Origin of the sequence: Embleya sp. NPDC056575, assembly GCF_042793325.1 — a bacterium.
Classification (GTDB): Bacteria; Actinomycetota; Actinomycetes; order Streptomycetales; family Streptomycetaceae; genus Embleya.
Window position 1 is genome coordinate 73,410 of the sequence record NZ_JBHTVA010000050.1, and the last position, 11,175, is coordinate 84,584.

11 protein-coding genes and 1 CRISPR repeat array are annotated in these 11,175 nt (G+C 70.3%); of the genes, 5 read left to right on the plus strand and 6 right to left on the minus strand.

Annotated elements, in window-relative coordinates; translation table 11 throughout:
- Positions 1-36: 36 nt before the first annotated feature.
- A CRISPR array of direct repeats spans positions 37-1,046; the repeat unit is 29 nt; unit sequence GAAGTCCCCACACGCGTGGGGGTGAACCG.
- Positions 1,047-2,457: 1,411 nt separating this feature from the next.
- The gene (locus tag ACFRCG_RS32890; protein WP_380038224.1) at positions 2,458-2,649 is read right to left on the minus strand and encodes a DUF397 domain-containing protein; all 192 of its coding nucleotides are present in this window, start codon (positions 2,647-2,649) and stop codon (positions 2,458-2,460) included.
- Positions 2,646-3,455 carry a Scr1 family TA system antitoxin-like transcriptional regulator gene (locus ACFRCG_RS32895; protein ID WP_380038226.1) on the minus strand — a complete coding sequence of 270 codons (810 nt, stop codon included), beginning with the start codon at positions 3,453-3,455 and terminating at the stop codon, positions 2,646-2,648. Before ACFRCG_RS32895 ends, ACFRCG_RS32890 begins: the two co-directional genes overlap by 4 nt.
- A 333-nt stretch (positions 3,456-3,788) precedes the next feature.
- Between ACFRCG_RS32895 and ACFRCG_RS32900 the strand changes: the two genes are divergently transcribed.
- Both ACFRCG_RS32900 and ACFRCG_RS32905 read left to right on the plus strand, forming a co-directional pair.
- A complete protein-coding gene (locus ACFRCG_RS32900; RefSeq protein ID WP_380038228.1) occupies positions 3,789-3,968 on the plus strand; it encodes a hypothetical protein in 180 nt (59 codons plus the stop codon).
- A 176-nt stretch (positions 3,969-4,144) separates the two neighbouring features.
- Complete coding sequence (locus tag ACFRCG_RS32905) at positions 4,145-4,666, plus strand: hypothetical protein (RefSeq protein ID WP_380038230.1); 522 nt, start codon at positions 4,145-4,147, stop codon at positions 4,664-4,666.
- A 16-nt stretch (positions 4,667-4,682) separates the two neighbouring features.
- Here the strand turns inward: ACFRCG_RS32905 and ACFRCG_RS32910 are convergent, their stop codons facing one another.
- A complete protein-coding gene (locus ACFRCG_RS32910) occupies positions 4,683-5,261 on the minus strand; it encodes a polyketide cyclase (RefSeq protein WP_380038232.1) in 579 nt (192 codons plus the stop codon).
- A 23-nt stretch (positions 5,262-5,284) separates the two neighbouring features.
- Here ACFRCG_RS32910 and ACFRCG_RS32915 point away from each other — a divergent pair, with 23 nt between their 5' ends.
- Positions 5,285-6,571, plus strand: a complete 1,287-nt coding sequence (locus ACFRCG_RS32915; RefSeq protein ID WP_380038235.1) for a TerD family protein — start codon at positions 5,285-5,287, stop codon at positions 6,569-6,571.
- On the opposite strand, the gene ACFRCG_RS32920 is transcribed toward ACFRCG_RS32915, so the two are convergent.
- Together ACFRCG_RS32920 and ACFRCG_RS32925 are read right to left on the minus strand one after the other, a co-directional pair.
- Positions 6,568-7,239, minus strand: a complete 672-nt coding sequence (locus tag ACFRCG_RS32920; protein ID WP_380038237.1) for an alpha-ketoglutarate-dependent dioxygenase AlkB family protein — start codon at positions 7,237-7,239, stop codon at positions 6,568-6,570. The genes ACFRCG_RS32915 and ACFRCG_RS32920 overlap by 4 nt on opposite strands.
- Before the next feature lie 52 nt (positions 7,240-7,291).
- Positions 7,292-8,131: an enoyl-CoA hydratase family protein gene (locus ACFRCG_RS32925; RefSeq protein WP_380038239.1), complete on the minus strand. Its 840-nt coding sequence runs from the start codon at positions 8,129-8,131 to the stop codon at positions 7,292-7,294.
- Positions 8,132-8,506: 375 nt separating this feature from the next.
- Here ACFRCG_RS32925 and ACFRCG_RS32930 point away from each other — a divergent pair, with 375 nt between their 5' ends.
- Entirely contained in the window at positions 8,507-9,238 is a 732-nt protein-coding gene (locus tag ACFRCG_RS32930; protein WP_380038249.1) for a response regulator transcription factor, read from the plus strand.
- Entirely contained in the window at positions 9,238-10,647 is a 1,410-nt protein-coding gene (locus tag ACFRCG_RS32935; RefSeq protein ID WP_380038241.1) for a sensor histidine kinase, read from the plus strand. The genes ACFRCG_RS32930 and ACFRCG_RS32935 overlap by 1 nt, the downstream gene beginning before the upstream one ends.
- A 156-nt stretch (positions 10,648-10,803) precedes the next feature.
- On the opposite strand, the gene ACFRCG_RS32940 is transcribed toward ACFRCG_RS32935, so the two are convergent.
- The coding region (locus ACFRCG_RS32940; protein ID WP_380038243.1) for an antibiotic biosynthesis monooxygenase family protein at positions 10,804-11,175 on the minus strand (372 nt) is incomplete at its 5' end.

Genomic DNA, 11,175 nt, shown 5'->3' on the forward strand with positions numbered 1-11,175 from the left:
ACGGCAAAGCCCCAGCGAACCCGCAGGTCAGAAAGGGAAGTCCCCACACGCGTGGGGGTGAACCGCCCACGGTCCGCCGCTGGCGCCGCCGCCCCGTGAAGTCCCCACACGCGTGGGGGTGAACCGCCCACGGTCCGCCGCTGGCGCCGCCGCCCCGTGAAGTCCCCACACGCATGGGGGTGAACCTCGCAGGCCTCGCCCACCTCCTGAGGGAGTACGGAAGTCCCCACACGCGTGGGGGTGAACCGGCCGACCGCGCCCACCACACGCCGCCCCGACCGAAGTCCCCACACGCGTGGGGGTGAACCGCATTTCGAGGCTGGGTTCGGGTGCGGGTCGGGGAAGTCCCCACACGCGTGGGGGTGAACCGCGTGCTCCCACGCGGGTAGGTCCCGGCCTCGAGAAGTCCCCACACGCGTGAGGGTGAACCGGCGGCCCGGCCCGGCGGGTGATCCGAGCCGGTGAAGTCCCCACACGCGTGGGGGTGAACCGCCGACCGCGCGCTTGACGAGCAGGTTGTAGGCGAAGTCCCCACACGCGTGGGGGTGAACCGCCAGCGGTACCGGTCCCCGTACACCCACAGCGGAAGTCCCCACACGCGGGGGGGTGAACCGGCGGCTGAGCTGGGCGGGCAAGCGTCGGTCCGATCGCTGAAGTCCCCACACGCGTGGGGGTGAACCGAGCATCACGGTAAACAGCGTCCTGGCCGCGTCGAAGTCCCCACACGCGTGGGGGTGAACCGGCTTCCTTTGCCTTCCTGTCGCCGCATGTCGTGAAGTCCCCACACGCGTGGAGGTGAACCGCGCGCGAACGTCAAGGCGGCCGCGAAGCTGACGAAGTCCCCACACGCGTGGGGGTGAACCGCAGATCCCCGAGACGTTCCCACTGAAGTCTCAGAAGTCCCCACACGCGTGGGGGTGAACCTCGTCCGCCCCGCCGTGGCCCAACCCGGAATACGAAGATCCCACACGCGTGGGGTGAACCGTACGTGATGCTCATGCGGGCACCGCCATTCGCGAAGTCCCCACGCGGGTGGGATGAATCGGGCGGCGTTCCACTTCGATGGGGACGGCTTGGGAGGTCTCCAGGCTGTTGGAGGATCGGTTCTGTAGGGTCTCGCGGCTGTTGGGTGGGCTGGGTGCTTCTTGTGTGTTGTTGCAACGCTGCGGGCGAGGGTGTGCGTTGTTGTCGTGGGGGTCTGTGACTGCTGCGGGCGCTGGGGGTCTGGTGCTCGGGGTTGTTGGTGAATCGATGTGTTTTTGGGCGTTGGGGGCCCGGTCTAGGTTGGGGATCTCGTGGGCTCGGCTTGAACTCGTTGGCGAGGTGGCGTGGGGGCGCCGGTGGCGTTTGGTCGTGGGTGGGACGCTGTGTGCGAGAGGGCTGTGGCAGCGCTCCGGATTGCGTGGGGAGCGTTGTGGTGGTTACGGAGACGGTGTGGGGGGCGACGGCGGGGCGTGGCTGCGCTTCGGTCGCGCGTGTGGAGTTGCCCGAAGAGGATGGTTGGGGCGCGGCGGCTCGGTGTACGCCGACAGGAGTATCGGCGTGGCGGTCAGGGCGATTGCCGGTTCCAGCGCCCGTGGCGTGGCTGCTGCGGGTGGTGGGAGGCTCGCGAGTGGCAAGCTCTTCGTGGCCCCCATCGGCTGTGTCGGCGGCCATGGTGGGCGGCGTGGGCCGTACGGTCGGTCGGGCGATAGGCCGGCGCCGTTCGATGTCGTGGGGATTGGTGCGGCTGTGGGCGCTGCGTCGGGTTCGAGTGTGAGTGCCGGTACGGGGATTTGCACCGGCCGACGAACGTGCCGATGGTGAGGTTGGGACTGGCCGAGCCCACGACCGCGAAGCGGGGTCGTGGCTGACATCGGCGGTGCGGCGATGCGTGGCATGGGCGGCTGCCGGGATGGTGGTCGGGGCGGTGTGCCCGTTCGCGTTGAGATGCCGAGCAGGGACGGGGCGGCTGGGTAAATCTGCCGCGTTTGCCGGGGACTTCCACGCGAAGGCGCCAGGTGGTTCTGCGGGCCGTCGCTCGCGCGGCAGTGCAACCCGGTGGGCTTGGGACAGTGCGTCCAGTTGCGGGATGGTGGTGCCGACCCGTGCCCAGCTCTGGGTCATGAGGCCACTCGGGCCGGTGTCGGCCGGGTCAGCAGCACTGCCAGTGTTGTGGCGTGGGCGGTCGACCGGCGTGGCAGCGTCGAAGTAGTCGATCGGGCGGGCGAGTTGAGGCCAACCAGGGCCTCGGCCACCATCGTGATGCCGACGCGGTCGGCGGTGGCGGTCGCGAAGAAGGCTGTCGCACCGGGAATGCGCGGCAGAGTGCGGTGAGGCGCCGATGAGACGGCAGGTCCTGTTCGCTGCTTGGCGGAGGGATTACCCGGAGGCGCCGGTGCCCGAATTCATCGACCCGTCTTTCAGGGAATCCGAGCCCGCCTTCCGTAGTTTCGGAGGCGGGCTCGGGTCGCGCGTTCAGCGAGTGGCGTCGAGGAGTGCTGCCCACGCTTCGGATCCGGTCCGAATGATCGGCGATTCGCCGAGCTTGCTGTCGCGGATTCCGATCACGTCGGTCAGTTCGGCGACCTCGACGCAGTTCCCGCCCTGACTCCCGCTATAGCTGGACTTGCGCCACAGCGTTGTGTGAGCTGCGGTGGGTACGGTCATAGCTCCCCTGCAATCTGCTCGATCCGCTTGAGCGATTCCCGAACGTCGAGTGCCTGCGAACGCAGGATTCCATACCGCTGAATGACGGACCGTACTCCGTCCGGATCCGAGATCCAGTAACTGCCGCCCTGGCCCTCGACGTAGCCCAGCGTGCGCCCGTCCCTGGTCTCCAGAATCGTCATCGGACCGTCCATTCCGGCGTGTTCCTCGCACTCCATCGGCATGATCTGCACCGACACGTTCCGCATCGCGGCCACCTCGTGAACGCGTTGAACCTGTTGGCGTTGGACCTCTCGCCCACCGAACGGCCTCCGGAGGATCCACTCCTCCAGAATGAAGCCCAGATCCGCCGCAGGCTTGCGGGTCAACAGCCGTTGGCGCTCCAGCCTGCCCGTTACCCACCGTTCGATGTCCTCGTCGTCCAGGGCCGGTCGGTAGGCGCTGATCATGTGCTGCGCGTATCGGGGCGTCTGGAGAAGTCCGGGAACGGCCACGTTCTCGTAGCTGTAGAGCGAGTGGGCCGTCTCCTCCTCCTCGGCAAAGACAGCGAAGAAGCCCGGGAAAGTGGGGTCTTTGAGGTGCTTGGCACCTACGAGCAGCATGCCCTGCCCGCCAAGCAGCTTGCTGAGCGTCGAGACCGTGTCCACCTGCGGAATACGGGCTCCACGCTCCCAAGCCGTGATGGTGTGCGGGCTGTTGCCGATCTTGTCGCCCAACGCCTCTTTGCTCAAGCCGGCCTGCTCTCGAAGGTGTTTGAGCTGAGCGCCGAACATCTCCGCAAGCGGGTTCGAGTTGCTGCCGTCCACTGCGTGCGCCTTCCGATTGCCGCCCGTAGAGAGCGAGACCGGCCTGTACACGCGGTGTACCGGCGCGGGCGGTTCTGTATTTTGCGAACCCCGAGGAGTACACGCTGTGTGCAGGCGCTACTGCTGGTAACGGTAGAGGTTGGGTCGCAGACTTGTGGGCATGACAGGAAATCGCCCTTCGATCGCGATACTCATCCCGAACCGCCCCGAACTGATGGCGAACCGCTCGCCGGCATCGCTCGTTTCCAGCCATACCCGGTGGGCGGCGTTCGATCACCGTGGCTACCGGCGCGAATGCGGGGTCCGGTGTTCACTTGCTTGCTGGAGGCCCACATGATTTCCGTGTCCCCGTCCGGCGACGAGGTTCGTCCGATCCGGATTTCCGTGCCCGATGGTGCCGTCCTCGATGTGACGCGGGCGGAGTTGACGGCTCTGGTGCATGAGGCGCGGGTGTATTTGATGCGGACCTTTCCGGCGCCGTTGGTCGGGCGCGGTTTGGACTCGGGCGGCTGAGCCACGCCCGACGCCGCCCGCTCCGACCGTTTCCTGCGGGCGGCACCCCCGGTCCTGCGGCCACCGGCGCGGCTGCGGGACCGGGGGCTCGATCCCTTGTCCGGCCGGGTGCCTGAAGACCCCCGCACACCCGGCCGGGCCGGGCCGTCCGCCGATCCACCACCGAAAGCAGGGCCGTGTACCCACCGCTTCTTGGACGTCTCGGTGCAACCGCCGCCGAGCGCGATCGACTTGCGGGCCGCCGGCCCGACCCCGCGACCGCCCCACCGCATCGGCAGCGCGCCCACCACCTGCACTGCCGCGCCGCCGGGGTTGCGTTGCGCGGTGCCGTGGCCGATGCGTATCGGGGTGGCGTATCGATCGAGGGCATTGCTCGTATTACCGGGTTCTCCCCGGGTTATGTGCGGATGATCGTGCACCGCGCACCGCGTGCCGAAATCCGCGACCCCGTCGTCCCGTTCCATACGCAAGGAGAGATCATGACCGACACGCCCACGCCTCCCTGGGCCGTCGGCGAACCCCTGTGGCGCAAGGTCGACCGCCACGGGCGACATCACCACCTCGGGACCATCACCCGTATTTGGCACGACGGTGACCGGTGGATGGTCGAATACGCCTACGGCGCACGGGCCGACAGGATCACCACCGCACCCGCCGACGAAATGTACCGCGAAGGACCGATGACCCGACCTGTCTGAGCGTCGAGCGGTCCCGTCACCTGTCGGCGGCGAGTTCGGCCAGGTGGCGCAGGGAGTTGGGGAGGTGTCCGGGGCCGAAGGGTGGGAATTGGAAGCGCTCCCGGGCGGGTTCCGACGCCGCCGACCAGTCGTAGGTGAGGGTGACCTCGGTTTGTGACGCGTCGAGCGGCTTGAGGTCGTAGCGCCAGGTCCAGCCTCCGAACTCCAGGCCGCCGTCGGCCTGTTCCATTCCGGGCGCCCAGCCGATGGCGTGTGGCGCGTCGAGGACGCGGACCTGGTTGGCCATCCGGTAGTCGCCGTCCGGGTGCCTGGCGTGATACATGGCCATCCGGAAGACCTGCCCCACCTCGGTCAGCGGCGCCCTGTCGACGCACTCCTGGACCCAGCCGGTGCCGTCGATGGAGGCATGGGTCGTCGGATCGGCCGGCACCGCGAACACCTTCGAGGACGATCCGCATTTCGCCGATTCCCCGGGGTTCGCACCGCCGTACGAGTCCGGACCGACCAGCCAGGCCCGACCCGGTCGCCGGTACCGCGTCGACCACGGCAACTGCGGCGCGTGGACGGGCTGCTCGGACGAGTACTCGCCCACCACGAACCGCAATAGAGTCGCGCGTCATGGAACTTCTTCCCGGGGCGAACGCGGCTCTGCCCACCGGTCCGATATCGATCGAGGTGACCTGGCAGCATGCGGTGGGCGTGGATGTGTCCGCGCTGCTCCTCGACTCCGGGGGCTCCGTGCGCGGCGACGCCGACATGGTGTTCTTCAACAACCCGAGATCGGAAGCCGGTGCTGTGCGGCTCACCATCGACGGTGGGGCGGCGCGGGTCGACCTGGAGCCCGAGGTGATACCCGCCGACGTCGAACGTGTCGCGATCGTCGCCGCGATCGACGTCGACGCCCCGGCCGGGACGACATTCGCCCAGGTCGCCGGGCTCCGCGCGGTCGCGAGCACCGGCACCGGCCCCGGCACCTTCGCCTTCGCCATCCCGGACCTCCACCGCGGCGAGACGGCCATGGTCCTGGCGGAGGTATACCGGCACGGCGGCAACTGGAAGATCCGGGCGATCGGGCAAGGGTACGCGTCCGGACTCGCGGGCGTGGCCGCCGACTTCGGCGTCGACATCGCCGGAAACACCACCGGAACCGGGCCGCCCACCCCCTCCCCCGCCGCGGTCGCCACCGCGCAACCGCCGCCCGCCCTCCGCAGGATCGACCTCGACAAGGGTGCGAGCGCCACCATCGCCCTGGACAAGAACCTCGCGTCGGGCGTACTCACGGCAACCCTCGAATGGGACGGCGGCAGCGCGGATCGGCGCGACCAAGGCGCGGACCTGGACCTGTACGCGCTGTACATCACCCGCCACGACGTGACCGACGCGTCCGCCGCGACGATCGCCCGGAGCATCGAGCCCCAAAATCTCCCGAAGTCCCGAAAGCGCGTGATCAACCGCGCGAAGAACGACCCCCGTCACGGCGCGGTCTATTGGAATCACCTCGGCTCGGCGACCGAGCCCCCGTACATGGCGCTCGACCGGGACGCCGTGATACCCGGCATCGAGACGGTCCGCATCACCGTCCCCCGGCAGCAGGGATTCGTGCTGATCTGCGCCTACAGCGCGATCGACAACGGCTTGGGAAGCTTCAAGAGCTATGGCGCCAAGGCGGTCGTCAGCGACGGCAGGGGGACCACCGTCACCGCCCCCCTGTACCACGACAACGACCTGTCGTACTGGGTCGCCATCGCCCTGGTGGACTTCACCGTCGCCGACGGCGTCGCCATCCACCACGTGGAGACCTACAGCGACGGGTCCTACGAAAACCGCCCGGTCCTGTTCCCGGACGGCAGCTTCGCCATGGACGTGGGCCCCGTGGAGTTCAAGCCGGGCACCTTCGACCGCTAGCGCGTCACGTCGCCACCACCCCGCCGCCCCGACGCCCGGATGGTGACGTTGAGCCGGCCGCCCGCCAGGCCCGTCGCCGGGTCGCCCGTGCCCGGGCGGATCCTCGGTACCCCGTGGTAGGCGAGTCGGGACGGGCCGCCGAAGACGATCAGGTCGCCGCTGTACAACTCCACGTCGGTCCACGGACGGGTGCGCGTCTCGGTGTTGCCGAAGCGGAACACACACCTGTCACCGATGCTCAGCGACACCACCGGCGCCGGCGACGCCTCGTCCGCGTCGCGGTGCAGGCCCATGCTCGCCTTGGCGTCGTAGTGGTTGACCAGGCCGATGTCGTACGGGTCGGCCGGAACGGTCCCGTACACCTCGACCACCGCCCGCCGCGCCAGCGCCCCGAGCAGCGCCGGGAACGGCTTCACCGGCGTGCCGTCCGGCAGGAACTCGCTGTAGCGGTACGGCTCCCAGTGCAGGCCGAGACACACGCTGCGTACGCTCATCACCCCGCCCGAGGGCATCACCACCTGCCGCATGCCGGCCGGCGGCGTGGCCCACGCGCGGGCCGCGACCACCAACTCCCGCTGCTCGTCGAGCGAAAGCCAGTCCGGCACGTGCCAGGCCCCGGGAGCGAGTTCGACCCGCTCCCGGGGCACCGGGAAGAGTTCGCCGGTCACGTCGCGGCAACTCCCGCCCGACCATTCACGGTTACACACCGCGCAGGACCCGTCATCGCCCTGCGCCCCCCTCGCTCACCCACTTCGGCGCCCGCTTCTCCCGAAACGCCGCCATACCCTCCGTCGCGTCGGCCGAGGCGAACAGTTCCGCCGAGCGGCGGGCCAACTCCCGCCCGTCCCGGTCGAAACCGGCCTGCAACGCACCGATCGTCAACTTCTTCGACTCGACCAACCCCTGCCGCGAGCACAGCCGGAACGACGCGACCAGCGCCGCCACCGCCTCGTCCGCGCCTTCGGGCCCGTCCACCGCGCGGGTCAACAGGCCGATCCGCTGCGCCTCCGCGCCGTCGAACACATCGCCGGTGAGGTAGTACCGCGACACCGACCGCGGATCCATCCGGGGCGCGGTGGTCAGCGAGATCACCGCCGGGCTGAGCCCGAGCCGCGCCTCGGTGAACGCGAACGTCGCCTGCGCCGGCGCGATCGCCAGATCCGCCGCGCCGACCAGGCCGATCCCGCCGGCGCGCGCGTTGCCGCGCAGGTGTGCGACCACCGGCACCGGCACCTCGACCACCAGGCGCAGCAGCGCGAGCAGTTGCTCCGCGCCCTGGGCCATCCCGCCCGCCGCCGCCTCGCGCAGGTCCATGCCCGAACAGAAGGTCGGCCCGGTGTGGGTGAGCACCACCGCCCGCACCCGCTCGTCCACGCCCGCCTCGGCGAGGTGGTGGCGCAGCCGGGCGACCAGGCGCGCGGACAGTGCGTTGCGGTTGGCGGGCGAGTCCAGCGTGATGGTCGCGATGCCGTCGTCCAGGGTCATCCGGACCGGATCGTCGGTCGGGTGCGGGTGGCCGGCCTTGTCGTCCAGGCTCGTGCGTACCGGCTCGGGCTCCACGGTGTACCTCCGGGTTCGGGGCGATCGGCGCGGGGTTTCGGGGGTGGCCCAAACCGCGCGCCCGGTGCCGCGTATGTTGCCGGTCGCGGCACCCGCGTGTGTCGTCGGCCCCCCGTTCGGTCGATCGAGGCCACCACCTCGATCGGCACGCGCGAGGGCCCGTCGCGCTACCTCGATCCTCACATGCGGGGGTCGGCTTCGATCGAACCGCGTCGCATTCATGTTCCTTTCATGTCGAGCGCGCACATTGGCACGACACGCTTTGTACCGAGTCCACACGGAAGGTGTCCGCGTGCGACCGTGGGGCGACCCGGAGTAACCGGATCCCCCGGGATCCGCCGCCGAATGAAGGAGTCGCCCGCCATGACGCCCGCCATGACGCCCGCCGCCGACACCGGAACGCCGCCGCACATTCTCGTCGTGGACGACGAGCCCGCCGTCCGCGAGGCCCTCGAATCCAGCCTGCGCTTCGAGGGCTACCGGGTCACCCTCGCCGACGAGGGGGTGGCCGCGCTCACCGCGATCGCGGGCGACGAACCGGACCTGGTGCTGCTCGACGTACTGATGCCCCGCATGGACGGACTGACCGCGTGCCGCCGACTGCGCGCCCGGGGCGACACGCTCCCGGTACTGATGCTCACCGCGCGCGACGCGGTGGGCGACCGGGTCACCGGGCTCGACGCGGGCGCGGACGACTACCTGGTCAAGCCGTTCGAGCTGGACGAGCTGCTGGCCCGGGTACGCGCGCTGCTGCGCCGCAGCGCGATGGCCGGCGCGCGCGAGGAGGCCCGCGACGACGTGCTCGCCTACGCCGACCTGCGGATGGACACCGCCTCGCGCGAGGTCACCCGTGCGGGCCGGACGATCGACCTGACCCGCACCGAGTACACCCTGCTCGAACTGTTGCTCACCCACCCGCGCCAGGTGCTGACCCGGGAGCAGATCCTGCACAACGTATGGGGGTTCGACTTCGAACCCGCGTCCAATTCGCTCGACGTGTACGTGATGTACCTGCGGCGCAAGACCGAGACCGGCGGCCTGCCCCGGCTCGTGCACACCGTTCGCGGCGTCGGCTACGTCCTGCGTACCGCGGAGGCGCCGTCCTGATGAGCCGTCATCTGCCGCTGCGCGCCCGCCTGGCGCTGCTCACCGCGCTCGCCGTCGCCCTCGCGGTCGCGGCGGCGGCGGTCACCTGCTGGGTGCTGACCCGCAATCAGCTGCGCGAACAGATGGACCGGACCCTGGCCACCACCGGGACGCCGTTCCTGAACCCGCGCGGCGGCCAGGCGACGACCATCGCGGACATCTGCCTGCGTCCCGCGCCGCCGTTCCAGCGCGGCCTGTTGACGTATCAGGTGGTGCGCGGCGACGGCTGGTTCTGCACCCAGCAGGGCAGCAGCGCGGTGCCGGTCAGCCCGGTCCCGGTGACCGAGGACGACAAGGCGGTGGCGGCGGACGCGTCGGGCACGAAGAAGGTGGTCTTCCACGACGCCACCACCAAGAGCGGGCAGCACGTGCGGGTGATGACGCAGCACGTCAGCCGGGACACCGCGGTCTCCGTGTCCCGGCCGCTCGACGAGATCGAGAGTTCGCTGGACAGCCTGGCCACGTGGCTCGTCGCGGTGAGCGCGATCGGCGTCCTGGGCGCGGCCACGCTGGGCCTGCTGGTCGCCCGGGCCGCGCTCAAGCCGGTGGACCGGCTCACCGAGGCGGCCGAACACGTGGCCCGCACCGAGGACTTGGACACGGTGATCCCGATCGCGGGCAAGGACGAGATCGCCCGCCTGGGGCGCTCGTTCAACGCGATGACGGCCTCGCTCAAGGCGTCCCGGCTGCGCCAGCAACGGCTGATCGCCGACGCGGGGCACGAACTGCGCACTCCGCTCACCTCGTTGCGCACCAATACCGATCTGCTGCTGCGCAGCGAACAGACCGGCCGCTCGATCCCGCCGGCCGACAAGGAACGCCTGCTGCACAACGTGAAGGCGCAACTGGTCGAACTCTCCGACCTGGTCGGCGATCTGCTGCTGCTGGCCCGCCCGGACCACGTGGCCGGCCAGCCGCCGGCCGAGGCCGCCGCGCTGCACTCGGCGGTCGAACGCGCGGCGGAGCGGGCCCGGTTGCGGGCGCCCGACGCGCGGATCGAGGTGGACGTCAGCCCCTGGTACGTGCGCGGCGAGCCGGCCGCGCTGGAGCGGGCGGTGGTCAACCTGCTGGACAACGCGCTCAAGTTCGGCGGGCCTGAGGGGGTCGTGACGGTCCGGCTCGCGGACGGCCGCCTCACCGTGCGCGACCACGGCCCGGGCATCGCCGCCGCCGACGCCCCCTATGTGTTCGAACGTTTCTGGCGCGCGCCCGCCGCCCGCGGCCTGCCCGGCTCCGGCCTGGGCCTGTCCATCGTCGCCCGCACGGTGGCCGACGGCGGCGGCACGGTGACCCTGGAACCGGCCGCCGACGGCCCGGGCACGATCGCCAGGATCCACCTGCCGGGTACCCGCGAAACACCGCCGGGCTGACCCGGCCGAGCCACACCGAGGCCCCGCCCCGAAACGGGAACAGGAGCCCCGGGAGGCCAAACGCCCGGAGGCCGGGTGACCGGGAGGCCCGGAAACCGGGAGGTCGCGAGGCCCGGAGGCCCGGAGACCAGGTGCCCAGCCGACCGACAACCCGCCTCAGCCCTCGTCCACCGGCGTCAGGTCGCTCTCGTAGTGCACGATCGTCGGCGGCACCGCGAAGAACTCGCCCACGATCCCGCGCCACTGCGGGAACAGCTCCGACTCGCGGAAGCCGACCGTGTGCGCCTCCAGCGTCTCCCAGCCGATCAGCAGCAGGTACGACGTCGGCGACTCGATCTGGCGCACCAGCCGGGCCCAGCGGAACCCGGCCGACTTCGCGACCACCTCGCGCCCGCGCAGGAACGCGGCCTCGAATTCGGCCTCGCGGCCGGCGGTGACGGTGATGTCCGCGTGTTCGATGATCATGATGGCTCCCTGCGTCGTCGGATCGGGGTCCGGCTCGGATTCGGTGTCGGCACGACTCCCGAA